This is a genomic window from Mesorhizobium sp. B2-3-12 (assembly GCF_006442205.1).
Lineage (GTDB): Bacteria > Pseudomonadota > Alphaproteobacteria > Rhizobiales > Rhizobiaceae > Mesorhizobium.
The window spans coordinates 253,216-279,768 of record NZ_VFVR01000003.1 but is presented as its reverse complement, the minus strand read 5'-3'; the positions used below and the strand labels follow the sequence as shown (position 1 = coordinate 279,768).

The 26,553-nt window shown below is 64.1% G+C and carries 20 protein-coding genes; 15 read left to right on the top strand and 5 right to left on the bottom strand.

The window, feature by feature from the left end:
- Window positions 1-56: 56 nt before the first annotated feature.
- Window positions 57-1,892: a DUF882 domain-containing protein gene (locus FJ948_RS11615; RefSeq protein ID WP_140704419.1), complete on the bottom strand. Its 1,836-nt coding sequence runs from the start codon at window positions 1,890-1,892 to the stop codon at window positions 57-59.
- Window positions 1,893-2,261: 369 nt separating this feature from the next.
- The gene (locus FJ948_RS11610) at window positions 2,262-3,803 is read right to left on the bottom strand and encodes a sigma-54 dependent transcriptional regulator (protein ID WP_140704417.1); all 1,542 of its coding nucleotides are present in this window, start codon (window positions 3,801-3,803) and stop codon (window positions 2,262-2,264) included.
- A gap of 207 nt (window positions 3,804-4,010) precedes the next feature.
- On the opposite strand from FJ948_RS11610, the gene FJ948_RS11605 reads away from it, so the two are divergent.
- The 12 genes from FJ948_RS11605 (at window position 4,011) to FJ948_RS11550 (ending at window position 18,239) form a co-directional block, all read left to right on the top strand.
- Complete coding sequence (locus tag FJ948_RS11605) at window positions 4,011-5,849, top strand: M3 family oligoendopeptidase (RefSeq protein WP_181173639.1); 1,839 nt, start codon at window positions 4,011-4,013, stop codon at window positions 5,847-5,849.
- Between the two features lie 357 nt (window positions 5,850-6,206).
- Window positions 6,207-6,926 carry a proton-conducting membrane transporter gene (locus tag FJ948_RS11600; protein WP_140704416.1) on the top strand — a complete coding sequence of 240 codons (720 nt, stop codon included), beginning with the start codon at window positions 6,207-6,209 and terminating at the stop codon, window positions 6,924-6,926.
- Window positions 6,927-7,087: 161 nt separating this feature from the next.
- On the top strand, window positions 7,088-8,230 hold the full coding sequence (locus tag FJ948_RS11595; RefSeq protein ID WP_140704414.1) for an aminodeoxychorismate synthase component I: 1,143 nt from the start codon (window positions 7,088-7,090) through the stop codon (window positions 8,228-8,230).
- Window positions 8,179-8,841, top strand: coding sequence for an aminotransferase class IV family protein (locus FJ948_RS11590; RefSeq protein ID WP_140704412.1), 663 nt, complete (start codon window positions 8,179-8,181; stop codon window positions 8,839-8,841). Before FJ948_RS11595 ends, FJ948_RS11590 begins: the two co-directional genes overlap by 52 nt.
- A 19-nt stretch (window positions 8,842-8,860) precedes the next feature.
- Window positions 8,861-9,790 carry a DUF3445 domain-containing protein gene (locus FJ948_RS11585; RefSeq protein WP_140704410.1) on the top strand — a complete coding sequence of 310 codons (930 nt, stop codon included), beginning with the start codon at window positions 8,861-8,863 and terminating at the stop codon, window positions 9,788-9,790.
- A 110-nt stretch (window positions 9,791-9,900) separates the two neighbouring features.
- Complete coding sequence (locus FJ948_RS11580) at window positions 9,901-11,346, top strand: homospermidine synthase (RefSeq protein ID WP_140704408.1); 1,446 nt, start codon at window positions 9,901-9,903, stop codon at window positions 11,344-11,346.
- 188 nt (window positions 11,347-11,534) lie between these two features.
- Window positions 11,535-11,912, top strand: a complete 378-nt coding sequence (locus tag FJ948_RS11575) for a hypothetical protein (protein WP_140704406.1) — start codon at window positions 11,535-11,537, stop codon at window positions 11,910-11,912.
- A gap of 188 nt (window positions 11,913-12,100) precedes the next feature.
- The gene (locus FJ948_RS11570) at window positions 12,101-14,203 is read left to right on the top strand and encodes a bifunctional UDP-sugar hydrolase/5'-nucleotidase (RefSeq protein WP_140704405.1); all 2,103 of its coding nucleotides are present in this window, start codon (window positions 12,101-12,103) and stop codon (window positions 14,201-14,203) included.
- 135 nt (window positions 14,204-14,338) lie between these two features.
- Entirely contained in the window at window positions 14,339-15,403 is a 1,065-nt protein-coding gene (gene hemH, locus FJ948_RS11565) for a ferrochelatase (protein ID WP_140704403.1), read from the top strand.
- Window positions 15,404-15,476: 73 nt separating this feature from the next.
- A complete protein-coding gene (locus tag FJ948_RS11560; protein WP_140704401.1) occupies window positions 15,477-16,688 on the top strand; it encodes an FAD-binding oxidoreductase in 1,212 nt (403 codons plus the stop codon).
- 121 nt (window positions 16,689-16,809) lie between these two features.
- Window positions 16,810-17,760: an SPFH domain-containing protein gene (locus FJ948_RS11555; RefSeq protein WP_027146254.1), complete on the top strand. Its 951-nt coding sequence runs from the start codon at window positions 16,810-16,812 to the stop codon at window positions 17,758-17,760.
- 14 nt (window positions 17,761-17,774) lie between these two features.
- Window positions 17,775-18,239, top strand: coding sequence for an NfeD family protein (locus FJ948_RS11550; RefSeq protein WP_140704399.1), 465 nt, complete (start codon window positions 17,775-17,777; stop codon window positions 18,237-18,239).
- A 185-nt stretch (window positions 18,240-18,424) separates the two neighbouring features.
- On the opposite strand, the gene FJ948_RS11545 is transcribed toward FJ948_RS11550, so the two are convergent.
- Complete coding sequence (locus FJ948_RS11545; RefSeq protein ID WP_140704397.1) at window positions 18,425-19,426, bottom strand: KpsF/GutQ family sugar-phosphate isomerase; 1,002 nt, start codon at window positions 19,424-19,426, stop codon at window positions 18,425-18,427.
- 248 nt (window positions 19,427-19,674) lie between these two features.
- Here FJ948_RS11545 and FJ948_RS11540 point away from each other — a divergent pair, with 248 nt between their 5' ends.
- On the top strand, window positions 19,675-21,447 hold the full coding sequence (locus FJ948_RS11540) for an outer membrane beta-barrel protein (RefSeq protein WP_181173638.1): 1,773 nt from the start codon (window positions 19,675-19,677) through the stop codon (window positions 21,445-21,447).
- 12 nt (window positions 21,448-21,459) lie between these two features.
- Here FJ948_RS11540 and galU read toward each other — a convergent pair whose 3' ends face one another.
- Window positions 21,460-22,374: a UTP--glucose-1-phosphate uridylyltransferase GalU gene (gene galU / locus FJ948_RS11535; RefSeq protein WP_181173655.1), complete on the bottom strand. Its 915-nt coding sequence runs from the start codon at window positions 22,372-22,374 to the stop codon at window positions 21,460-21,462.
- A gap of 200 nt (window positions 22,375-22,574) precedes the next feature.
- On the opposite strand from galU, the gene FJ948_RS11530 reads away from it, so the two are divergent.
- Window positions 22,575-23,798, top strand: coding sequence for a lytic murein transglycosylase (locus FJ948_RS11530; RefSeq protein WP_140704391.1), 1,224 nt, complete (start codon window positions 22,575-22,577; stop codon window positions 23,796-23,798).
- Window positions 23,799-23,829: 31 nt separating this feature from the next.
- Window positions 23,830-25,059, top strand: coding sequence for a DUF459 domain-containing protein (locus tag FJ948_RS11525; protein ID WP_140704389.1), 1,230 nt, complete (start codon window positions 23,830-23,832; stop codon window positions 25,057-25,059).
- Here FJ948_RS11525 and FJ948_RS11520 read toward each other — a convergent pair.
- On the bottom strand, window positions 25,056-26,510 hold the full coding sequence (locus FJ948_RS11520; protein WP_140704387.1) for a glutamate synthase subunit beta: 1,455 nt from the start codon (window positions 26,508-26,510) through the stop codon (window positions 25,056-25,058). The two genes, FJ948_RS11525 and FJ948_RS11520, sit on opposite strands and share 4 nt — an antisense overlap.
- Window positions 26,511-26,553 lie beyond the last annotated feature (43 nt).

The following is a 26,553-nucleotide window of genomic DNA, read 5'->3' as shown; positions in this document are numbered from 1 at the left end:
AGCAAAAAGCCGCGTCGGTCGCCCGGCGCGGCTTCAGCGATGGTCTGGTCCGTGCGCTACTTGGTCTGGAAGCGGGCGACCGACATGAACTTGACGGCATTGCCGGTGAAACGGTTGGCGTCGGCCATCTGGTTGCCCGACTGGAAGCCGGCCGTATAGACCTCGCTCGGCGGTGTATGCACGATGTTGTAGGCGTAACCCGGCGCGGTGGTCGCGCTGGAAACGGTGGCGACGTTCTCGCCACTGGTCAGCGCCCAGCGGGCGGCCTGCGGTGCCGCGGCAACCACCACGGCCCTGGGGCCGGGCTTCTGGTCGCGGACGGTTGCCCTGGCTTCCTTGCGGGTCGTCTTCACACCGGCGCCGATCGCGGCGGCCGGATCGGAACCGGCAGGACGGGCTGCAACGGCCTGGCGCGGCGAAGCGGCATCGACACCGGACGGATCGTTGAACGCCGAGCGCGGTTCCGCGGACAAGGACGCGAGCTGATACTCGTCGCCATTGCCGACCTGCGCATTGGCCTCGTCGAGCACGGCCTTGACGGCGTCCGGCTTGGGACGCGCGCTCGGCAGTACGGAGAACGCATCCGTCGCGGTCTTGCCGTGATCAGCCGTATCGGCCAGCGCCATCAGCACATCTTTGCTGGGCGGCGGCGCGAGATCCGCCGGCAGCGTGCGTTCGGGACGCCATGTCGGCAAGGGGATGTTGTTGACGGCGACCTGCGCCGGATCGGCGGCCGCAGCCGCGGCCAGCGCTGCCGGATCAGCCTTGCTGAAAGGCATGTTGGCCGGCGCCTGCGCGGTCGCCACTGCCTGTTCCGTGGTGGCCGTCGCATCCGCCGTGGCGAAGGGAACGTTTTCAGGCGTCTGTGCGCCGACATCGGCCTTCGGCCGCGGCGCGAAATCGGGCAGCGGGATTTCCTTGGCCGGCAGCGCCGCGATGATCGTCTCCGGCGCGTCCTTCTCCGGCTCCGGAGCCTGCTCGTCGGCAATCTGCGGAATGTTCGCGCGCTGGGCGTTCTCGGGCGCGACGATAGCGATGCCCGGCAGGTTGCTGGTCTTGGCGGTCGCGACCGGCTTCAGGTTTTTAGCCCTGGGCGCCGGGGCAGCCGAAGCGGTCTCGACATCGGCGCTGTCATCGGCCTCGTCGTCGCCGCCACCACCGAAGAAGGCGGACAGGAAGCCACCGGATTTCTTGCCGCTGCCGCCGGCGCTGGCCAGTTCGATATTGGGTGTGCCAGTGCCCTTGCGCGACTTGTAGGAGGCCAGGGCCTGTTCGTAGCCCGGCAGCGGCCGGCCGTCGCTCGGCACATGCAGCGTCTTGCCATTGGGGAACAGGCTGACCAGTTCCTGGCGGCTGATGCCGGGCCAGTGGCGCACATTGCCGACGTCCATATGGACGAACGGCGAACCGGAGGTTGGGTAATAGCCGACGCCACCGCCCTGCATCTTGAGGCCGATATTGCGCAGCTTCTTCAGCGGCACGCCGGGAATATAGAAATCCATCGCCTTGCCCAGCATATGCTGGCTTTTCTCGGCGACACCCCGGCTGCGGCTGCGCAGCATCGAGTTGGTCGACGGCGAGCGATAGCCGCAGACGACCTGGATATAATCGGTGGCGCCGCTTTCCCGATAGGCTTCCCAGACCAGGTCGAGCAGGCGCGGATCCATCTTGGTCGGCTCGTTGCGGCGCCAGTCGCGCAGGATGATGTTGATCTTGCGCAGGCCCTCGGGAACGTAGCGGCCATTGCGCTTGTAGACGATCTCGGCCTTCTCGTGCGTATGGAGATGGTAGAGCTTCAGCGAACGAACTTCGGCATGGGCGCCCGTGGCGGCCGCGGCAACAAAACCAAATGCGACAATCACCGCCGCCAGCCATCTCGGCCAGACGCTCAAATGATGGTGCCGCCCGTTTGTGAGTCGTTCGATTCTGTTCAAATCAAAAGGCCTTGCAGGCTGCCGTTTGTCCCCGGATTTGCCCAAACGGACGTGTCGTTATCACATCCGAATATCGATCCTAATGGTTAATCATCGCTTATTGAAGCCGAAATGCGGTAACACCATGGCGATATCCCGTCAAAAATTGTCCGCAAGGTTTCTTGGTAAACCGCTGGTTTAGATCATGATTCCGACCTTGACCGAACACGATCTGTTACCATCGGCCTCAATGCGTGAACAATGGCCTGTCGAGCGCCGCCGTCCGGCCGCCATAATCCGGCGTCGGCGCCATGTCGTGACAGAGGAAACTGGTCCCGGCCTTGCGGCTCAGGAAACAAGCCTGTCGACGCGGCCGGTTTCCGGGTCGATGCCATATTCCTTCAGCTTGCGGTAAAGCGTCGAGCGGCCGATACCGAGCCGGCGAGCGACCTCGCTCATCTGGCCGTTGTAGTGGTCGATGGCGAGCTGGATCATTTCGAGTTCGACGTCGGCCAGCGCCCGCACATTGCCGCGCTCGTCGAGCGCCCGCAGCGTACCGAAGCGAGGCTGCGAGGCGACCGGCTGTTCACGTACAGCCGTCGAATCGGTCTCGTCGGGCACGATGTCCTCGTCGCGCGGCGCCAGCGGCGCCGCCGCGCCACTTGCTTCGAACCTGTCGCCGGCTTCGAGATTGACCGTGCCTTCGACCTGCGCCCGGATCTGCGGGAAATCATCGGCGGTCAGCATCTCGCCTTCGCACAGCACCGAGGCACGGAAGACGGCGTTTTCGAGCTGCCGGATGTTGCCGGGCCAGTCATAGGCCTGCAGAATGCCAAGCGCTGCCGCCGAAATGCCTTGCAGCCGGTGACGCGGGTCGGCCGGCGCCACCTTCTCCATGAAATGCGAGACCAGATGGGGAATGTCCTCGCGGCGGTCGCGCAGCGGCGGCACGAAGATCGGGTAGACATTCAACCGGTAGAACAGGTCTTCGCGGAACTTGCCGTCCTTGACCTGCTGCAACAGGTTGCGGTGCGTCGCTGAAATCAGCCGGATGTCGACCTTGACGGTCGAGCGGCCGCCGACGGGATCGACCTCGCCCTCCTGGACGGCGCGCAGCAGCTTGACCTGCACGTCGAGTGGCAGGTCGCCGATCTCGTCCAGGAACAGGGTGCCGGAATGCGCCTCGACGAATTTGCCTGTGTGCTTGTCAGTGGCGCCGGTGAACGAGCCTCTCTCATGGCCGAACAGGATGGATTCCACCAGATTGTCGGGGATGGCGCCGCAATTGACCGTGACGAAGGGTTTCGAGCGGCGGTCACCGCTGCCTTGAATGGCACGCGCCACCAGTTCCTTGCCGACGCCGGATTCGCCCTCGATCAGGATCGGGATGTTTGAGGCCGCCGCTTTCTGGCCGAGGCGTATCACCCTGTCCATGGCCGGACTGTGGGTGATCATGTCCTTGAAGGTCAGCAGCCCGCCGCGTTTGCGCGACGTGCGCTTGACCTCGCCCTCGACCGCCTCGACCTTCAGCGCATTGGAGATCGAGGCCTGCAGCCTGTCGGGCGAAGCCGGCTTGACGACGAAATCGAAGGCGCCATGACGCATCGCCGAAACCACGGTTTCGATGCCGCCCTGCGCGGTCTGCACGATGACCGGCACGCTGATGTCGCGCTCGCGCATCGCCTTCAGCACGCCGATGCCGTCGATGCCGGGCATGACAAGGTCGAGGATCACGACCGACACGTCGCGGGCGCCACGCCCGTCGAGAACCTCGAGGCCGGCGGCACCGCCTTCGACGACGATCGCCGTGTGGCCGAACCGGGTCACCGCCGCCTCGAGCAGCCGGCGCTGCACGGGATCGTCATCGACTATGAGTATGGAACCTGTCATGACTGTCTTGGTCTGCCCGCGCCCGAATTCCCCATGGATCATCTTGGCACAGGGTTCTAAATAAGGTTTCAAAAAACCCGGTGAACGAATTCCTTAGGATTTGACCGGCTTTTCCATCCTCGTTGAGTCTGGCTCCCCTGATTCTGGCCACGGGCTTCAACGCCGGCCAGTTCAAAGAAGGCCAGTTGGTTCAAAGAAGGTATCTCTATGCGCATGATGTTTGATCGGCGGATTGCGGCGCCAGTGTCCGGTCAGGGCGCGGCCGGGCTTGGCGATCTGCCGGAATGGAACCTCGCCGATCTCTATGCCGGTATGGACGCGCCGGAACTGAAGCGCGACATTGCCAAAGCAGCGGCCGACGCCGTCGCGTTCGAGGCCCGCTGGAAGGGCACGCTCGCAGCCGAGGCCGGGCGCGGCGCCGCCGGCCGGCTTGGCGAGGCCCTTGGCGCCTACGAAGCGCTCGAGGAACTGATCGGCCGCATCGTCTCCTATGCCGGCCTCGTCTATGCCGGCAACACCGCCGATCCGAAGCGCGCCAAGCTCTATGGCGACATCCAGGAGAAGATGACCGACGCCAGCGCGCACCTGCTGTTCTTCGCGCTCGAACTGAACCTGATCGACGACGCGGCGATCGAAGGCGCGCTGGCCAGCGACCCCGCCTTTGGGCATTACCGCCCGTGGGTGCTCGATCTGCGCATGGACAAGCCCTATCAGCTCGAGGATCGCGTCGAGCAGCTTTTCCACGAGAAATCGATCACCGGACGCGGCGCCTGGAATCGCCTGTTCGACGAGACGATGACCGATCTTCGCTTCGATATCGACGGCGAGGAGCTGACCCTGGAGCCGGCTCTCAACCGCCTGCAGGATGCCGACGGCGAGGTCCGCCGGCGCGCCTCCGAGGCGCTGGCCACCACCTTCCGCAAGAACCTGCGCACCTTCACGCTGATCACCAACACGCTGGCCAAGGACAAGGAAATTTCCGACCGCTGGCGCGGCTTCGAGGACATCGCCGATTCACGCCATCTCGCCAACCGCGTCGAGCGCGGCGTGGTCGATGCCCTCGCCACCGCCGTGCGCGACGCCTATCCGCGCCTGTCGCACCGCTACTACGCCATGAAGGCGCGCTGGCTCGGCATGGAGGTGATGAACCACTGGGACCGCAACGCGCCGCTGCCGGAGACGCCGCAGGCGGTGATCGGCTGGGACGAGGCCAGGAACACGGTGCTGTCGGCCTATCACCGCTTCTCGCCCGAGATGGCCGAGATCGCGCGCACCTTCTTCGACCGCAACTGGATCGACGCGCCGGTGCGTCCGGGCAAGTCGCCTGGCGCCTTTGCCCACCCGACCGTGCCGTCGGCCCACCCCTATGTGCTGCTCAACTACATGGGCAAGCCGCGCGACGTGATGACGCTGGCGCATGAACTCGGCCACGGCGTGCATCAGGTGCTGGCCGCCGGCCAGGGCGCGCTGATGGCCTCGACGCCGCTGACGCTGGCGGAGACGGCATCCGTCTTCGGTGAGATGCTGACCTTCCGCTCGCTGCTCGAGCGGACCACCGACCGGCGCGAGCGCAAGGCCATGCTCGCCCAGAAGGTCGAGGACATGATCAACACGGTGGTGCGCCAGATCGCCTTTTATGAATTCGAGCGCAAGGTGCATGCCGAGCGCCGCAACGGCGAATTGACATCCGACAGGCTCGGTGAGTTCTGGCTGGAGGTTCAAGCCGAAAGCCTGGGGCCGGCGATCAAGCTGCGCGAAGGCTACGAGGCGTTCTGGACCTACATCCCCCATTTCATCCACTCGCCCTTCTACGTCTATGCCTATGCGTTCGGCGACTGCCTGGTGAACTCGCTCTATGCGGTCTACCAGAATGCCGAGCGCGGCTTTCAGGACAAATATTTCGAGATGCTGCGTGCCGGCGGCACCAAGCATCATTCGCAGCTTCTGGCGCCTTTCGGTCTCGACGCCACCGACCCCGCCTTCTGGCAGATCGGGCTCGGCGTGATCAGCGGCCTGATCGACGAACTGGAAACGCTCGACGGTTGAGACGTCTCTCGCCCGGCAAGAACAGTTTAGCCGGGATGCATGTCTGGCTTGGCTATTCTTGCCCTAAATATTTGTTCTTGAAGAACTCTCCGCGGGACGTTTTCCGATAGCTTTCCGCAAGCTCTATGATAGCCTTCGCTCCAAGCTCAGCCGGAGCGCATGCGGATCGGCGAGGGAAATCTCAGCCAGCCGTGCGCTCGGGCGAACGCGACAACGACCGTTGACCATGGGCTGGAAAGCCGATCGCCGACAGCTCGAACCGAAGCCGGCTGTTCCGTGTATCAGCGGAACCATCATCGAGTAGTCCCGCGCCGAAGGTCATGACCCACGGCAGACGGATCTGACTGGAGAGAGACAATGGGCACTTTTTTCTACGTGATCCTGGCGTTCCTGGTAGGCGTGTTGGTCGGCTGGTTCATCTGGGGGCGTCTGCGCGGTGAGCTCGACAGCCTGCGCGGCGACCTCGACCGCACCCGCGGCGAGCGCGACAAGCTGCGCGCCGACAGCGATCGCCTGACCGGCGAACTCAATGCATGCGGCAAGACCCGCTCCGACCTCGAGCGTCAGTTGCGCGAGGCGCAGGCCTCGACTGGCGCCGGCGCGGCAAAGGCGTCAACTCAGCCGCCGGCAGCCCTGATGTCCACGCCTGCCGTAGCCAAATCCGCTCCGGCCGCAGCCAAGCCGGCCGCCGCGAAGGCCGCCCCGGCCAAGGCGGCGCCGAAACCCGCGGCGGCCAAATCTCCGGCGAAGACCTCGGCCGCGCCCAAGGCAGCGCCCGCCGCCAAGAAGGCTGCCCCGGCTGCTGCCAAGCCGGCGTCGGGCAAGCCCGACAATCTGCGCCGGCTGATCGGCATCGGCCCGGTCAACGAGAAGCTGCTCAAGGCGCAAGGCGTTACCAGCTTCGCCCAGATCGCCGCCTGGACCGCTGCCGACATCAAGCGGATCGAGGACGTGATGAACTTCGACGGCCGCATCGCGCGCGAACGTTGGATCGAGCAGGCCAGGCTGCTCGCCGCCGGCAACGAGGCCGAATTCGCCAAGCAGTTTCCGACCGCAGGAACCGCAAGCAACACCTGAGCGACAAGCCAGGACAAAACCGGCGGCGCTCCAGGGCGCCGCCGGTTTTGTTTCAGCGTCAGGCCAGAAGTCGGCTTTGAGGGACAGGGTGCCGTTCCCTCGATTGCACAGGCCCGGCCCCCCATATAGAGCGATCGTTGGCTTCATCGATCCCGGTTCCCATGTCCTTGCCCGCCGCAATTTTCCGCAACGACGAAAGCGCGCGCCAGCTCGTTTTCGAGCGGCCGGCCGATCTCATCGTCGCGCATGAGGCCAAGGACTTCCAGGCGGCGTTGCAAGCGGCGCAGGCCGCGCACGACGCCGGCAAATGGCTGGCCGGCTATTTCTCCTACGAGGCCGGTTACCTGCTCGAACCGAAACTCGTTCCCTTGCTGCCGGGCCGGCGCCGAGCTCCGCTGGTCTGCCTCGGGGTCTTCGATGCCCCCGACGAAGAGGCGGTGCCGCCACGCGGCCCGCCGACCAACGGTCCGATCTTCGACGCCAGGGCGACATGGTCGTTCGAGGATTACGAGAAGCGGTTCTCGCGGCTGCATCGGCACATCAGGCAAGGCGATTGCTACCAGGGCAACCTCACCTTTCCGGTGCACGCGCAATGGTCTGGCGATCCGCTCGCCGCCTTCGACGCGCTGACCGAACGCCAGCCGGTGAAATATGGCGCGCTGGTCGCGCTCGGCGACCCAATCGTCCTGTCGCGCTCGCCCGAATTGTTCTTCGAGATCAATGCCGCGGGGATGATCGAGACACATCCGATGAAAGGCACCGCACCGCGCGGCGTGACAAGGGACGAGGACGAGCGGCAGAAGAATTTCCTGCGCAACGACGAAAAGAACCAGGCCGAGAACCGGATGATCGTCGACCTGCTGCGCAACGACATATCGCTGATCAGCGAGGTCGGCACGTTGGAGGTGCCGGAACTGTTCCGCATCGAGTCCTACCCGACCGTCCACCAGATGGTGAGCGACGTCAGGGCCAGGTTGCTGCCCGGCCTCGGCATACGCCAGATCTTCGCGGCGCTGTTTCCCTGCGGCTCGATCACCGGCGCGCCGAAGATCCGCGCCATGGAAATCCTGCACGAGCTGGAGGGCACGCCGCGCGACGTCTATTGCGGCGCCATCGGCTGGATCGCACCCGGCGGCACGATGCGCTTTTCGGTGGCGATCCGGACCATCTCGCTCTTTGCCAGCGGCGAGGCCGTCTACAATGTCGGCGGCGGCATCGTCTTCGATTCGGTTGCCGAGGAGGAGTATCAGGAGTGTCTGCTCAAAGCCCGCTTCGCGACCGGGACGTCGCCGATTTCGAGCTGATCGAGACCATGCGCTGGGAACCCGCCTCGGGTTTCCTGCGCCTCGACCGCCATCTTGCGCGCCTTTATGGCTCGGCGGTGGAACTGGGCTTCAGCCATGACCCGCAAAAGGTCGGCGAAGCGCTGAGCGGCGCCGTGGATCGATCATCCACCGCCATGCGCACGCGGCTCGCTCTGTCGCGCAATGGCGAGGCGAACGCCTCGGCGCAACCCTATGAACCGCTTGCTGCCGACAAGGTGTGGACGCTGCGGCTGGCACGCACGAGGCTCGATTCGAGCAACATGCTGCTGCGCCACAAGACCAGCCGGCGGCAGCTCTACACCCATGCCCGCTCCGAATATCTCGTCACCCAGGCGGATGAAGTGCTGCTGGCCAATGAACGCGGCGATATCTGCGAAGGCACGATCACAAACGTCTTCGCCGATTTCGGCGACGGCATGCTGGCGACGCCGCGGCTCGATTGCGGCCTCTTGCCTGGTGTATTGCGCGCCGCGCTTCTGGATGAAGGCCGCGCCGGTGAAGCGATCTACAGCTTGGATGACCTGAAATCCGCCAAGGCGCTGTTCGTCGGCAATTCGCTGCGCGGGCTGATCCCGGCCAAACTAATCTGAAGCCAAACTGATCTGAGGCATGACACCCCTACCCGCCCACACTCCCTATGACGGTTCGTCGAAACTCTTCACCATCGGGCTGAAGCCGCTCGACCCCGCGCACTGGATCGAGGTCGACGGTCACCTGCTGCCCTATCTCGCCGAGAAGCGCCGGCTCTATGCCGAAATTCCCGAGCAGGTCTTCGTCGAGGAGGACGGCACGCGGGGCGCCCAGCAGGAGGTGCTCGAATTGCTTGGCGCCCACCTGCCGGAACGATTTCCCGGCACGCACCGGCGCGTCGATGCGGGCGTTGCTGTCGTTGGCGCGACGGACCATCCCCCGATCCCCTCCAGCCTTGCCGGCGCACCCCTGGTCGCGGCTTCGCTGCTGGTCCAGGAAGATTTGATCCTCATGCGCCGGGGCGAAGACGGCTGGCGTCTGGCCGCCGGCTCGCTGTGCTTTCCCTCGTCCTGGTCGCTCACCGAAAAATTCGGCAAGCCGCTGCAGCGGATCCACGAGCCGGTGCCGGGTTTTGGGCCGGGCAGCAGGCCGGCCGATCTCATCAACCGCATGTTCGACGGCCTGCAGGGCCAGGCGGTCGAGCGCTTCAACTGGTCGATCCAGGCCGACAATGCGCTCTACCATCCCTTGTCCAATGTCGAGCGCATCGACCGTGCCACCAACCGGCCGACGCGTTTCCCCGACGGCGACGTCAAGGCGCACGCCTTCATCCGTGTCGAGCGCCAAACGCTGCGCAAACTGCCGGCCTCGCGCGACATCCTGTTCACCATCCGCATCCATCTCGACCCGCTCGCCGTACTGGCGCGGCATCCGGACCGGGCGAGCCTCGCAATCTCCTTTGCCGCCCAGCTCGAAGCGCTCGATCTCGACCAGCTCGACTATAAGGGCCTGACATCGGACCGCGACCGGCTGGTGTCGGTCCTTAACCACATGGCCAAGGGTGGCTAGCCTCCAGTTGGCGCTTTTCACTGGTTTGTGACATTGATCTGTGATGTAGCGCATGGCCGTCGGGCGAAAATGCCTGGCTTTCTGCTGTAGTTGAAGGAGTGCTCGATAAAATGGCGAATGAAAACTGGCCCGTTTACGGTGAGATCACCGGCCCCGTGGTGATGATCGGCTTTGGCTCGATCGGACGCGGAACGCTGCCGCTCATCGAACGCCATTTCAAGTTCGACCAGTCGCGCATGACGGTCCTCGACCCGCGCGATACCGACCGCAAGCTGCTCGACGAGCGCGGCATAGCCTTCGTTCAGGAAGCGGTCACCGAGAAGAACTACAAGAAGCTTTTGACGCCGCTTCTGACCAATGGCGGCGGCCAGGGCTTTTGCGTCAACCTGTCGGTCGATACCGGCTCGGTGGACCTGATGCGGCTCTGCCGCAAGCTCGGCGTGCTCTACATCGACACCGTCGTCGAGCCCTGGCTTGGCTTCTATTTCGACGCCAAGGCCGACAATGCCAGCCGCACCAACTATGCGCTGCGCGAGGCGCTGATCAAGGAAAAGCATGACAAGCCGGGCGGCGCCACCGCCGTCTCCACCTGCGGCGCCAACCCCGGCATGGTGTCATGGTTCGTCAAGCAGGCGCTGGTCAATCTGGCCACCGATCTTGGCATGGAGTTCTCCGAGCCCGCGCAGGAAGATCGCGAGGGCTGGGCCAAGCTGATGAAGAAGGCCGGCGTCAAGGGCATCCATATCGCCGAGCGCGACACCCAGCGCGCCAAGAAGCCCAAGCCGATGGACGTGTTCTGGAACACCTGGTCGGTCGAGGGCTTCATCTCCGAAGGCTTGCAGCCGGCCGAACTCGGCTGGGGCACGCATGAGAAGTGGATGCCAAAGAACGGCAAGAAACACAAGCACGGCTCCAAGGCCGCGATCTATCTGGAACAGCCCGGCGCCAACACGCGCGTGCGCTCGTGGTGTCCGACCCCGGGCGCGCAGTATGGCCTGCTGGTGACCCACAACGAGGCGATCTCGATCGCCGATTTCTTCACCGTGCGCTCCAAGAAGGGCAAGGTTCAATACCGCCCGACCTGCCACTACGCCTACCATCCCTGCAACGACGCGATGCTGTCGCTGGACGAGATGTTCGGCGCCGCCGGCAAGCCGCAGCCGGTGCACCATGTGCTCGACGAGAACGAGCTGGTCGACGGCGTCGACGAACTCGGCGTCCTGCTCTACGGCCACGACAAGAATGCCTACTGGTACGGTTCGCAGCTTTCGCTCGCCGAGGCGCGCAAGCTCGCTCCCTACCAGAACGCCACCGGCATGCAGGTCACCTCGGCGGTTCTGGCCGGCATGGTCTGGGCGCTGGAAAATCCGGCGGCAGGCATCGTCGAGGCCGACGAGATGGATTTCAAGCGTTGCCTGGAGGTGCAGTCGCCCTATCTCGGACCGGTCAAGGGCTACTATACCGACTGGACCCCGCTCGATAGGCGCCCGGGCCTCTTCCCGGAGGACCTCGACCGCAGCGACCCGTGGCAATTCCGCAACATCCTCGTCCGATAGCATCGCGCGGACCCTACCCCATTGCCTTGCAATCGCCCGGAAATCGGGCGATTGAAGGGATGCGGCCTGGAGTGGCGATGTGCGTCCCGTTGGACGCATAAAGCCTACCCCAGCAGTTTGGACGTTCGCGTCGCGCTTTCCAGAAATCGGCCCGATTTTTGGACCGACGCGTTTGGAGAGGATTTCATATGACTATTGCGCGCAAAGTTCTTTCTATGGGCGTGGCGGGCGCCGTTGTCTCGATGCTCGCTGCCTGTACCACCAGCGGTCCCGACCAGCCGCCGATGGCAACCACGCCGAAAGGTGTCGAGGGTTCCTGGATCGATGCCAAGGGCACCGGCCTGTCGACCTTCAACGGCGGCAAGTTCACGACCGTCGCCACCGACACCGGCCAGAAGCTGGCCGATGGCAGCTACACGATGACCGGCGCCACTTCGGTGCAGATCAACGGCACCTCGCTGATCCGCCAGACCGGCGTCAGCTTCAACTGCCTGCTGGTGTCGACCAGCCAGCTCAACTGCACCAGTTCGGCCGGCCAGAATTTCGTCCTGACGCGACGCGCCTGAACCGGCGAACATTTGCTTGCTCGAGGACGGCGGCCATTGGCCGCCGTCTTTTTTATGCCGGCAAAGCTCGCCTGGATTTCCGCTTGCGTCGGCTGGAACGCGATGGGAACATGATCAAAACGCTGGCTGTTATACCCCAGTCAAGCAAAGGCGTTAGACGCCTCTGATCAGCCTACCGGGAGACGAAGATGAAGAAGCTTGCCGCCATTGCCGCCCTTTCCGCGTCGACGCTTGGCCTGTCGGCCGGCGCATCCTTTGCCGACTACACACTGAATATCCTCCACATCAATGACTGGCATAGCCGCATCGAAGGCAACAACAAATATGAATCGACCTGCTCGGCCGAGGAGGAGACGAAGGGCGAGTGCATCGGCGGCGCGGGCCGGTTGATCACCGCGATTGCCCAGGAGCGCAAGAAGCTGGAAGGCCAGAACGTGCTGCTGCTCAGCGCCGGCGACAATTTCCAGGGTTCGCTGTTCTACACGACTTACAAGGGCAAGGTCGAAGGCGAGTTCCTCAACGACATGAAGTTCGACGCCATGGCGCTCGGCAATCATGAATTCGACGACGGCGAAGCAGCGCTGGCGCCATTCCTCGACATGATCAAGTTCCCCGTGCTCGGCGCCAACGTCAAGGCCAACGCTCAGTCCAAGCTCGGCGACCGCGTCAAGCCGTCCATCGTGGTCGAGGTCGGCGGCCAGAAGATCGGCATCATCGGCGCCGTCACCAACGACACGCCCGAACTCGCCTCCCCCGGCCCCAACATCACGATCGAGGACGACGTCAAGTCGATCACGGCCGAGGTCGAGAAGCTCAAGGGAGAAGGCGTCAACAAGATCATCGCCGTGACCCATATCGGCTATAACAGGGAGCGCGACGTCATCGCCAAGATCCCCGGCATCGACGTCGTCGTCGGCGGCCACAGCCACACGCTTTTGTCGAACACCGACCCGAAGGCGGCCGGCCCCTACCCGACGATGGTCGACAACCCCGGCGGCTACAAGGTGCCGGTGGTGCAGGCGGCCTCCTATTCGAAATATCTCGGCGAGTTCAAGGTGGTGTTCGACGACAATGGCGTCGTCAAATCGGCGAGCGGCGACCCGATCTATCTCGACAAGTCGATCACCCCCGATCCAGCGGTGCTTGCCCGCATCAAGGAACTCGGCGCGCCGATCGAAGCGCTGAAGAACAAGGAAGTGGCCGAGACCACCGACGTGATCGACGGCAGCCGTGAGAATTGCCGCGCCAAGGAATGCGCGATGGGCAACCTCGTCTCCGACGCCATCCTCGACCGCGTCAAGGGACAGGGCGTCGAGATCGTCATCTCCAATGGCGGCGGCCTGCGGGCCTCGATCGACAAGGGCACCGTCACCATGGGTGAGGTGCTGACCGTGCTGCCGTTCCAGAACACGCTGGCGACCTTCCAGATTTCCGGCAAGGACCTGGTCGCCGGCCTCGAAGGCGGCCTCAGCCAGATCGAGGACAGCGCCGGCCGCTTCCCGCAGGTGGCGGGCCTCAAATACTCTTTCGACAGGTCGGTCGCGCCCAACGCCGGCCGTGTGAAATCGGTGGAGGTGATGGAAAACGGCGCCTGGACGCCGATCAGTCCGGACAAGGATTATCTGGTCGCCACAAACAATTATGTTCGCCAGGGCGGCGACGGCTACAAGGTCTTCGCCGAAAAAGCCAAGAACGCCTATGATTACGGCCCTGGCCTCGAACAGGTCGTTGCCGATTACCTCGGCGCCCACCGGCCTTATACGCCGAAGCTCGACGGCCGCATCACCGAGATCGCCGCGACGACAGCGGCGGCTCCCGCCACCGAGCCGGCCAAGCCCGCCGAGCCAGGAAAGCCTGCGGAGACCGCCCCGGCAGCGCCGGTGCCGGCCGAGGCCGCCAAACCGGCTGAACCGGCAAAGCCCGCCGATGCCGCGGCGCCGATGCCGGAATTGCCCGCCAACTCAGGCGATATCGCCAACACGCCACCAGCCATATCGACGGAAAACGCGCCGCCACCGCCGGCCCCGCCGGCAGCCGAACCGGCAAAGCCTGCCGAGACGGCGCCGGCCGCTCCCGCCCCGGCGGCACCCTCGCCCGCCGAGCCGGCAAAGCGCGCCGAAGCCGCACCGGCCACCGGCAGCCATGTCATCGTGACCGGGGACACTTATTGGGATCTGGCGAAGAAAGCCTATGGCGACGCGACCAAGTGGAAACGCATCTATGAGGCGAACAAGGATCAAAGGCCGCATCGGCTTGTGCCGGGCGCGACACTGACCATCCCGGCGAAGTAACGCCGCTTCGCCTCTTCCAACACCAACCCGCCCGGGAAACCGGGTGGGTTTAGTGTTTTCGGATTAAGGTGCGGCCAGACGCTGCATTGAAAGCGCGCGCAAGATGGTTAGGTTCGCGTCTCCTGGAGAACTCTTATGACGCTTTCCACCCCTGTCGATGCCAAAGCCGCCAAGGCCGTCGGCCCGTTACCGGCTGGACATCCGCCGGTCAAGGCCGGCAAGATCGGCGTCTTGCTGGTCAATCTCGGCACGCCTGATGGCACCGATTTCAAGCCGATGTGGCGCTATCTCCGGGAATTCCTTTCCGATCCAAGGGTCATCGAGCTCAACAAGGCAATCTGGTATCCGATCCTCTATGGTCTCGTGCTCACCACACGGCCGAAGAAGTCGGGCGCCAACTACGCCAGGATCTGGAATCGGGAGAAGAACGAGTCGCCTTTGCGCACCTACACCCGCGCCCAAGGCGAAAAGCTTGCCGAGGCGCTGCGCGACCTGCCTAATGTCGTCGTCGACTGGGCGATGCGCTACGGCAATCCTTCGACGGCGAGCGTCACTGAGAGGCTGGTTGCGCAGGGCTGCGACCGCATCCTCTCGTTTCCGCTCTATCCGCAGTATTCGGCCACCACCACCGCAACCGCCAACGACCAGCTGTTTCGCGCTTTGATGAAGATGCGCCGCGCGCCTGCGGTGCGCAGTGTGCCGCCCTACTATGACGAGCCGGTCTACATCGAGGCGCTGGCGCGTTCGATTGAGCAGCATCTGGCAACACTCGATTTCGAGCCGGAGGTGGTCATCACCTCCTATCACGGCATCCCAAAGCCCTATTTCGAGAAGGGCGATCCTTATCACTGTCACTGCCAGAAGACGACGCGGCTGTTGCGTGAACGACTCGGCTGGGATGACAAGAAACTGATCACCACCTTCCAGTCGCGCTTCGGCGCGCAGGAATGGCTGCAGCCCTACACCGACAAGACAGTCGAGAAACTGGCCAAGGACGGCGTCAAGTCGATCGCCATCGTCAATCCCGGCTTTTCCGTCGATTGCATCGAGACGCTGGACGAGATCGGCCGCGAGGCAGCCGAGACCTTCCATCACGCGGGCGGCGAGAATTTCGCCCACATCCCTTGCCTCAACGACACTCCGGAAGGCATGGCGGTGATCGAAGCGATGGTGCGGCGCGAACTGTTGGGCTGGGTCTAAAGCAATTCCGGGAAAAGCATGAAACGGTTTTCCGTCCGGAATTGCGTCAAACAAAGAGGTCCCGGAGAACTGAATGCCCCGCAAACTCGATCTCACAACTGGCCGGCCTGTCTGGTCCGCCTATCGGGCGCCCGCGGTGCCGACCGGCAGTCTGACCCGGGACGTCAAGACCGATGTGCTGATCGTCGGTATGGGCATCAGCGGCGCCATGATGGCCGAGGCACTGACAGCCGATGGTCACGCCGTGATCTGCCTCGACCGGCGCGGGCCGCTGAAGGGCTCGACGGCGGCAACCACGGCGCTGGTCCAGTTCGAAATCGACCAGCCGCTTTCAACGCTTTCGCGGATGATCGGCAAAGCTCCCGCCGAGCAGGCCTGGCGACGCTCACGGCTGGCCGTTTCCAACCTTGCCGCCCGCATCGCGGAACTCGGCATCAATTGCGGCATGAGCCGCAGCCACTCGCTCTATCTGGCCGGAACCGTGCTCGGGCCCTCGGAATTGCGCGAGGAAGCCGAGGCGCGACGCCAAGCTGGCATCGCCGCGACCTATCTGACCCTTCAGCCACTCGCCGAGGCGTTCGGCATCGATCGCGCCGGCGCCATCCTCAGCCATGGCAACATCGCGCTCGATCCACGCAAGCTGACGGCAGGACTGCTGCTCAAGGCGCTCGAGCGCAAGGCACGTCTCTACGCGCCCGTCGAAGCCACGGTCATCAGGGACAGTGCGAACGAGGTGATCGTGGCAACCAGGGACGGCCCCACGATCACGGCACGGCATGTTGTCCTCGCCACCGGTTACGAACTCATCGACATCGTGCCGGCGGCCGCCCACCAGATCATTTCGACCTGGGCGATCGCGACGCGTCCGCAACCGCGCAAGCTGTGGCCGGGCGCGGCGTTCATCTGGGAGGCGTCGGATCCCTACCTCTATGTCAGGGCAACCGCCGATGGCCGTGTCATATGCGGCGGCGAGGACGAGGATTTCGCCGACGAGACCCAGCGAGACGAACTCATCCCCGCCAAGAGCGCACGCATTGCCGAAAAGCTTGGCAGGCTGTTGCCGCGTCTCGACACCAGGCCGGAATTCGCCTGGACCGGTTCCTTCGGCACCACGACCACTGGCCTGCCCTATATCGGCGCCATTCCCCGCCACCCGCGCCTCCATGCCGTGATGGGTTATGGCGGCAACGGCATCACCTTCTCGCGCATCGCGTCCGAGATCGTCTCGGCCTCGATCGGCGGGCTCGAAGACACGGATGCAAGCCTGTTTGCTTTCAACCCTTGAGTGCATCCCCGTAAACAATCCCTCATCACCTGATTGTAACGCTGCTGAAACACACTTAAGTCTTTGGCCAAGCCGGCTGTGCGGGAATGGCTCGCGCGGCCTGCCTCTGAGGGAGAGCCAAATGGATTTCAGTGGTTTCGATATTGCGGTCGTTGTTCTGGTCGCGCTTGTCGTGCTGGTGCTGTTCAAAGGCATCAAGACAATTCCGCAGGGCTACAACTATACCGTCGAACGTTTTGGTCGTTACACCAAGACACTGAGCCCCGGCCTGAATCTCATCACGCCGTTCGTCGATCGCATCGGTGCCAAGATGAACATGATGGAACAGGTGCTCGACGTTCCGAGCCAGGAGATCATCACCCGCGACAACGCCATCGTCGGTGTCGACGGCATTGCTTTCTACCAGATCCTCAACGCCGCCCAGGCCGCCTATCAGGTTGCCGGGCTGCAGAACGCCATCCTCAACCTGACGATGACCAACATTCGTACCGTCATGGGTTCGATGGACCTAGACGAGCTGTTGTCCAACCGTGACGCCATCAACGAGCGCCTGCTGCGCGTCGTCGACGAGGCGGCGCATCCGTGGGGCATCAAGATCACCCGCGTCGAGATCAAGGACATCAATCCGCCGGCCAACCTCATCGAATCGATGGGTCGCCAGATGACCGCCGAGCGCAACAAGCGTGCGCAGATCCTGGCCGCCGAAGGCCTCAAGCAGTCGCAGATCCTCGAAGCCGAAGGCCGCAAGGAAGCCGCCTTCCGCGACGCCGAGGCGCGCGAACGCTCCGCCGAAGCCGAAGCCCGCGCCACGCAGGTGGTGTCGGAAGCGATTTCCAAGGGCGACGTCCAGGCGCTGAACTACTTCGTCGCCCAGAAATACACCGAGGCGCTGGGCAAGATCGGCACCGCCACCAACAGCAAGATCGTGCTGATGCCCTTCGAGGCGTCGTCGCTGATCGGCTCGCTTGGCGGCATCGGCGAAATCGCCAAGGAAGTCTTCCGCAGCGAAGGCACGACCGGCGCGCAACGGCAGGCCGCGCGTCCGCCCGTCGTCAGGCCCTCCGAAAACTGAGATAGGCCACTCTCATGATCGACCGCATCGTTTCTGAACTCGGCCCGTGGAACTGGATGGTTCTGGGCTTCGTGCTGCTGGTGGTAGAGGTCATCGCGCCCGGTTTCTTCATGCTCTGGATCGGCATCGCCGCGCTCATCGTCGGCGCGGTATCGCTGCTGATTTGGGATGCCGCCATCTGGACATGGCAGGTCCAGGTGCTTCTGTTCCTGGTGCTGTCGCTGGTTTCGGCCTTTGTCGGCAAGAAACTCATGGGCGGACGCGACCAGCCGACCGACCAGCCGCTGCTCAACCGCCGTGGCGCGCAGATGGTCGGCAGGATGGCGACGCTCGCCGAACCAATCCGCGACGGCCGCGGCCGCATCAAACTCGGCGACACGCTATGGCGCGTCTCCGGCCCGGACCTGCCCGCCGGCACCCAGGTACGCGTCACCGCCGCCGCCGACACCGATCTGGAACTGACGGTGGAGCGCGTCTGAACTCCAGCGCCAACGTGCATGGGGTGTTGAGATTCAGGTCAGGCCGCGTCGAAAATAGTGGCATCCGAGAACCGGAGCGGAGCGTACTTTTTGTACGTGAGCTCAGTTCTACTGCGACGCAGTAGAACGGGGAAGCGCAGGACGCCGCTATTTGCAGACCGGCCTCACCTGAGTATCAGCACACCTTAGGCGGCGCCGATGCGCAGCAGGTCGTGGAAATGCACCACGCCGAGCGGCATGTTGTCCCTGGTCACCACCAGCGCGCCGATATTGTGCTCGTTGAGCAGCGCGATCGCCGTGCCGGCAAGCGTCTGCGGGTCGACCGTCTTGGGCGTGCGCGTCATCACCTCATCGACGATGACGTCGGCCAGGTTGCGGTGCAGGTTGCGCGCCACATCGCCGTCGGTGATGATCCCGGCCAGTTCGCCATTCGCGTCGACGATCAGGACGCAGCCGACCTTCTTCTGTGACAGCGTCATCACCGCTTCCGGCATCTTGGTGCCGAGCGAAGCGAGCGGCATCTGGTCGCCGACCCGCATGATCTCGGAGACCATGGTCAGATTGGCGCCGAGCTGGCCACCGGGATGGAAGGTGCGGAAATGGTCGGGCGTGAAGCCGCGCGCCTCGAGCAGCGCGATCGCCAGCGCGTCACCGACGACCAGTTGCAGCAGCGTCGACGTCGTCGGCGCCAGGCCATGCGGGCAGGCCTCGGGGGCGCGCGGCAAAAGCAGCACGACGTCGGCCGCGCGCGCCAGCGCCGATGTCTCTCCGGAGGTCACGGCAATGAGCGGGATGGAGAAACGCCTGGAATAGGCGATGATCCCCTTGAGCTCGGGGCTTTCGCCCGACCACGATATGGCGATGATGGCATCGTCCCTGGCGATCATGCCGAGATCGCCGTGATTGGCCTCGACGGGATGGACGAAGAAGGCCGGCGTGCCGGTCGAGGCCAGCGTCGCCGCGATCTTGGAACCGATATGGCCGCTTTTGCCGACGCCGGTGACGATGAGCCGGCCCTCGATCTTCGAGATCATGTCGACGGCCTCGGCAAAGGGTGCCGCCAGTCCGTTCTCCAGCGCCTCGGCAAGGGCCGCGATCCCGACCTGCTCGGTTGCCACCGTTCTCAGCGCCGATTCGATCGCCGCTTGCCTGTCCAGGGGCTTCTTATCGAGAGGTCTCGCATGCATGGATGATGCGATTAGCGCTTTGCCGCCCACCTGTCCAACGGAAATGGCCGTCCGCATGACGGCCGAATCTGTGCGGCGGTCAGGGCAACCACGAGGATCAAAACTCAGAGCACGAGGCGGATCCGCATTCTCGCTTGCGGAAATCACGTTTGAAGCCGGTGGCGCGCGCCGCCTCAACCCTCCGTTAACCATCCCCATTTACGGTTCGGTAAGTATGGCGCGCGTGCGCCGCGCAAGCAGTGGTGGCGATGTCCGGGGTCCAGCCAGAAAAATCGAGAGGACGACGGGGCAAGGCGGTTTGCGCCTTGTTGCTGGCGACCAGCGTCCTTGCCTTGCTGCGCCCCGCGCCCCTCCTTGCCCAGGAAACGGAACTGCGTGGAGAAGTCTCGGAATCGGCGATCCTGTCCGATCAGCAGCGCAAGGCGAGAAACCTGGTCCTTGCCCAGCAAGCGGCGGCTGCCGCGCAGGACAATGCGCCGGCGCGCACCTATCTGCCGGCCAGCGCCGGCGCCGTGCCTGACGACACGGGTGCCGCGGACCCGACCACCAGCGTCTTCGATCCGCCCCAGGCCAGCGACGATACCTCCGCCGACACACCGACGCCGCCCAAGCCGCGCCGCACTTCAACCGCAAGGCAGAGCGCGGCCGACAAGGCAAAGGACAAGGCAGCCGACAAGTCCAAGAAGAAAAAAAGCAAAACGGCGGCTACGGATCCAACCACCACGGCGACCACCACGGCGACGACGGACGATACCGACGACACCGTGGCGGACCAGGAAGCGGCCAACCGCCGCGCACTTACCGTCGACAGTGTGGACAAGCAGAAACTCGACCCCGGCGCCGAGCGCACCGCCGCGATCGAAGGCCAGAACAAGAAGCCCGAGGACGATCCGTTCGCCGCCACCGGCGTCAAATGGGGCTCCTTCGTCATCCGGCCGACCATCGAACAAGGCCTGACGGCCACGACGAACGGCGATTCGAGCAGTGCCGGCACGTCGGCGCTGCTGTCCGAGACGGCGCTGCGCTTTACCGCCGCCTCCGACTGGCGTGAGAACTCCGCGACGATCGATGGCTACGGCACTTTCCGCGAGAGTGTGTCGGGCTACCCGGTTCACGATGCGCAAGGCCGCATCGAAGGCCAGCTCAATGTCGACCTCGACAATGAGCTGCGCGCCATCGCCAAGCTCGGCTACGAAGCCGTGCCGGAATCGGCGTCGTCGCCCGACGCCATCGCCGGCGTCGACAAGCAGCCGCTGCGGCAGACAATCGACGGCAGCCTCGGCGTCGAAAAGGCGGTCGGCAAGATGCAGTACACGCTGACCGGCGCGGTCTCGCACGACTTCTATGGCGACGCCGAGCTCTCGGACGGCACCTCGCTGTCGCAGAAAGATCAGGACAACACGCTCTACACCACGACCTTGCGCACCGGTTACGAGATTTCCCCGGCCCTCACCCCCTTCACCGAAATCGAGGTCGGCCGCCGGGTCTACGACCAGCGCATCGACAATGAAGGCTTCGAGCGCTCCTCGACGCGCCTCGGCGCCCGTGCCGGCCTGCAACTCGACATGGGTGAGAAGCTGTCGGGTGAATTCTCGGCCGGATGGCTGAGGGAAGCGGTCGACGACAAAAGCCTGGAAGCGATTTCGGGCGCCACCGTCAACGCCGATCTAAAATGGTCGCCCGAACGCGGCACCACGATCGGCCTGACCGGCAAGACCACCGTCGAGACCACGACCACAGCGGGCGAGAGCGGCGATATCCTCTACTCCGGCCGCCTGACCGGCGAACGCCTTATCCGTGCCAATCTTACCGCGAATGCGGCCCTGGGCCTGGATTGGCGCGACTATGTCGGCATTGACGGCCATGACAGGATCTTGAGCGCAGAGGCCGGGCTGACCTGGTGGCTGAACCGCTATGCCGGCCTCACCAGCCGGGTAAGAACCGAAAAGCTGACCAGCAACCTGCCCGGCCGCGACTACACCGCCAACAGCATCTATCTCGGCGTGAAAGTGCAGCGCTGACGAGTGTGGATCCTAGAACGCGGCGCCGCGCCGCTCCGACGGCTTCATCTCGTCGAGCAGCGTGCGGATGACGCCCGCCATGCTCTGGTTCATGTCGCTGCGCCAGAGCGCGAAGGCGACATTGGCCTCGACGAAGCCTTCAGGCGAACCGCAGTCGAAGGTGCGGCCCTGATAGTGGTAGCCGTAGAAGGCCTGCTCCTTTTCCAGCTTCAGCATTGCGTCGGTGAGCTGGATTTCGTTGCCGGCGCCCTTCTCCTGGCCCTCGAGAATTTTGAAAATCTCCGGCTGCAGGATGTAGCGGCCGTTGATGTAGAGGTTGGACGGCGCGGTGCCGGTCTTCGGCTTTTCGACCATCTCGGTGATGCGAAAGCCGTGATGCGTGTCCTCGCCGCGCCCGACGATGCCGTATTTATGGGCCTCGGCCGGGTCGCATTCCTGCACGGCGACGATGTTGTTGCCGGTTTCCTCGTAGAGCTCGACCATCGCCTTCGTGCAGCTCTTCTCCGACTGCATGATCATGTCTGGCAACAACAGCGCGAACGGCTCGTCGCCGACCAGTTCGCGCGCGCACCAGACGGCATGGCCCAGCCCCATCGGCACCTGCTGGCGGGTGAAGCTGGTTTGGCCCGGCGCCGGCTGCAGCCGCTGCAGGCGGGCAAGCTGCTCGTCCTTGCCGCGCTGTGCCAGCGTGTCATAGAGCTCGAACTGGATATCGAAATGGTCCTCGATGACCGCCTTGTTGCGGCCGGTGACGAAGATGAAATGCTCGATGCCCGCCTCCCGCGCCTCATCGACGACATACTGGATGACCGGCCTGTCGACGACGGTCAGCATCTCCTTCGGAACAGCCTTGGTGGCCGGGAGGAACCGCGTGCCGAGACCGGCGACCGGAAAAACTGCCTTGCGAACTCTCTTCATGCTTTCAATTATCCGTTTGCTGGCCGGCTCCGCAATCCGTCTCGCGACATTTTCACGCCGGAATTGAAGAATACGGGAGCGGGTGAGGGAAACTTCCACCGGTTAAAGCATCGAGGTGTCTTTTCGTTCCAGGCGACACCTATGGTAAACTAATTCCTAACCCGGTTCGGCGATGAATGGTCTTTCCTGAGACAAAGAAGGAGGAAAAGATGTCCGTTCGCAATGCCGCAAAAATTCTCACCAGCGTCATGACGGCCGCCAGCCTCTCGCTTGCTTTGCTGATGCCCACCGGGCCGGCTTTCGCCGACGCCGGTTTCCGGCAATGGGTCGCCAGCTTCCGCGCCACCGCCGTGGCGGGCGGCGTTTCCGGCTCCGTCTACGATCAGGCTTTCCGGGACATCAAGGAACCCGATCCGGTGGTGTTGGAGAAGGCCCGCACCCAGCCCGAATTCACCGCCCCCGCTTGGGATTATTTCGACAACCGCGTCCATGACCAGTCCGTTGCCGTCGGGCAGCAGATGGCGAAGAAGTGGAAGCCTTGGCTGGACAGGATCGAAGCGCGATTTGGCGTCGACCGCTACATTCTCCTGGCCATCTGGTCGATGGAATCGAACTATGGCGAGATCCTCAAGCGCGACGACATCATGCGCAACGTCATCCGTTCGCTGGCGACTTTGGGTTATGGCGATCCGAAGCGGTCGAAATACGCCCGCACCCAGCTGGTCGCGGCCCTGAAAATCCTGCAAACCGGCGATATCGACGAAAGCCACCTGATGGGCTCCTGGGCGGGCGCCATGGGCCAGACCCAGTTCATTCCGACCAGCTACCAGCATTATGCCGTCGACATGGACGGCAACGGCAAGCGCGACATCTGGAATTCCATTCCCGATGCGCTCGCGACATCAGCCAACCTGCTGAAGAAGAACGGTTGGCAGGCCGGCAAGACCTGGGGCTATGAGGTCGAGCTGCCGGCGGGGAAACTTCCCGCCGGATCCAAGACGCTGGCGCAATGGCAGGCGCTCGGCGTCGTCAGGGCCAGCGGCAAGCCGTTCAAGAACCTCACCGACAAGGCGACGCTGAAAGTGCCGGATGGCCGCGGCGGACCGGCCTTCCTGATGATCAGGAATTTCTCCGTCATCAAGGCCTACAACAATGCCGACAAATACGCGCTCGCCGTTGGTCTGCTTGCCGATGAAATCGCCGGCGGCAACGGCCTTGTCCAGGATTGGAAGCGGCCTTTCACCAAGCTCTCCTTCGAGGAAAGGCAAGAGTTGCAGAAGCGGCTTTCCCAGCATGGCCTTTATGATGGCAAATTCGACGGCAAGATCGGCGACGGCTCGAAGACGGCCATCATGGCCTATCAGGCAAAGGTCGGCTTGACCCAGGATGGCTATCCGAGCATGGAAGTGCTGAAATGGCTCAGGCAGAAATAAAGCCTGACGGAGTTGAGTAGGGAGGTAGCGATTGGTTTGGGCTGCGCGCATCGGCACGTTCGTTCGTCGCATGCCGGTGCTGATCCTGACCTTCGCCGTGCTTGCCATGGCCGTGGCCAGCGCCATCCATGCCCCGGCCATGGCGCAGGAGCAGCCGCAGCAGAGCCGGGGCTGGTCCTTGCGCGACCTCCTGTTTCCGCGCCGTAGCGAGCGCATAGAGCCGCCGCAGGACATCCAGAAGGCGCGGCCTAAGCCGAAGAAGAAACCGCGTGCGCCCCGCCCACCCGCCGAGCCTGCCACGCCCGTGGTCGAAAAAGCGCCTGATGCCCGCACTGTCATGGTGGTCGGCGACTTCATGGCGGCGGGCCTCGGAGAAGGGCTGGACGACGCCTTCGCCGAGAATACCGGCGTCAGGATCGTTGTCCGCAGCAATGGCTCGTCGGGCTTCGTGCGCGATGATTTCTACAACTGGCCCGAACAGATCAAATCGCTGATCGAAACCGAAAAGCCCGCCGCCGTGGTCGTCATGCTGGGCTCGAACGACCGCCAGCAGATGAAGGTCGGCGACGTGCGCGAGCAACCCCGTTCCGAAAACTGGACCAAGGAATACGAGCGCCGCACCGATGAACTCGGCAAGACGATCGCCACCGCCAAGGTGCCTTTCCTGTGGGTCGGCATGCCGGCCTTCCGGGTGCCGAAGATGACGTCCGACATGCTGGCCTTCAACGATATCTACCACAAGGCGGCCGAGAGCCACGGCGGCGAATTCGTCGATGTCTGGGACGGATTTGTCGACGAGAATGGCGCCTTTATCACCAGCGGCCCCGACATGAACGGCCAGCCCGTTCGGCTGCGCGCCGATGACGGCATCAACGTGTCCAAGGCCGGCAAGCGCAAGCTTGCCTTTTATACCGAAAAGCCGCTGCTGAAGATCCTTGGACTGGCCGCGCCGGGGGGTGTGGCACCGGCAACGGCGCCGGCGGGCGCCCCCGTCGAGGCACCGGCTCCGGCCGCCGCACCCATCGTCATCGATCGCACCCAACCCATGCTGCTCAGTGACCCCGCGCTCGACGGCGGCACCGAATTGCTCGGTTCCGCCCCGCCGGCCAAGGCCAATCCCGCGCTTCCCGGGGAAAGGCTGGTGATCGAGGGCAAGGCGCCGGAGGCTTCGCCTGGACGCGCAGACGATTTTTCCTGGCCTCCGAAAGCCAATCCGCCAGCCACGGCCGCCGCTGACACCACGACGGCGATCACCCCTTAACGAGGCAGGACGGTCGTCCCCATCAGCGCTTCGTCGATCGAACGTGCGGCCTGGCGACCCTCGCGGATCGCCCAGACGACCAGCGACTGGCCGCGGCGCACGTCGCCCGCCGCGTAGAGCCGATCGACGCTGGTCCTGTAGTCGCGGTCATTGGCGTCGACATTCCTGGAACGGCGGCTGTCGGTGGTGATCTTCATCTCGCCTTCCAGTTCGGCGGCCACGCCGGCCGTCGCCGGTCCGGCAAAGCCGATGGCGATGAAGGCGAGATCGGCGCGGATGACGAACTCGGTGCCGGCGATCGGCTTGCGCTTCTCGTCGACCTCGCAGCACTTGACGCCGGTCAATTGGCCTTCCTCACCGATGAATTCGAGCGTCGCCACCTGGAATTCGCGCTCGGCGCCCTCGGCCTGCGAGGATGAGGTGCGCATCTTGGTTGCCCAATAGGGCCAGACCGCGAGCTTGTCTTCCTTCTCGGGCGGCTGCGGGCGGATGTCGAGCTGGGTGACGCGCACGGCGCCCTGGCGGAAGGCGGTGCCGACGCAGTCGGAGGCGGTATCGCCGCCGCCGACGACGACGACATGCTGGCCGCCGGCGATGATCGGATGCGACGGCCAGGCAACCGACTGGATCGGCTCGCCGCCGACGCGGCGGTTCTGCTGCACCAGATAGGGCATCGCATCATGCACGCCGCCGAGATCGTCGCCGGGAATGCCGGCAGCGCGCGGCGTTTCAGACCCACCGCAATAAAGCACCGCATCATGTTCGGCGAGCAGCTCGGTCACAGGCTTGTCGACGCCGACATTGACGCCGCAATGGAAGGTGACCCCCTCGCCCTGCATCTGTTCGATACGCCGGTCGATATAGTGCTTCTCGATCTTGAAGTCGGGAATGCCGTAGCGCATCAGCCCGCCCGGGCGGCTTTCGCGCTCATAGACATGCACGTCGTGACCGGCGCGGCCGAGCTGCTGGGCGGCCGCCATGCCGGCCGGGCCGGAGCCGATGATGGCAACCCGCTTGCCGGTCTTCTTTTCCGGCGGATAGGGCCTGATATGGCCGGTCTCGTACGCCTTGTCGGCGATCGCCTGCTCCACCGTCTTGATGGCGACCGGAATGTCCTCGAGGTTCAGCGTGCAGGCTTCCTCGCAGGGCGCGGGGCAGATACGGCCGGTGAATTCCGGGAAATTGTTGGTCGAGTGCAGGTTGCGGATCGCGTTGTCCCAGTCCCTGTTGTAGACGAGGTCGTTCCAGTCGGGGATCTGGTTGTGAATTGGACAGCCGGTCGGCCCGTGGCAGAACGGAATGCCGCAATCCATGCAGCGCGCGGCCTGTTTCTCGACCTCCTTGTCCGACATCGGCAGCGTGAATTCGCGGAAGTGCCGGATGCGGTCGGAGGCCGGTTGGTACTTGTGCACCTGCCGGTCGATTTCGAGAAAGCCTGTTACCTTGCCCATAGTCCAGTTCCTGCTGTCCAGATGGTACGGTTTTCGCCGCACC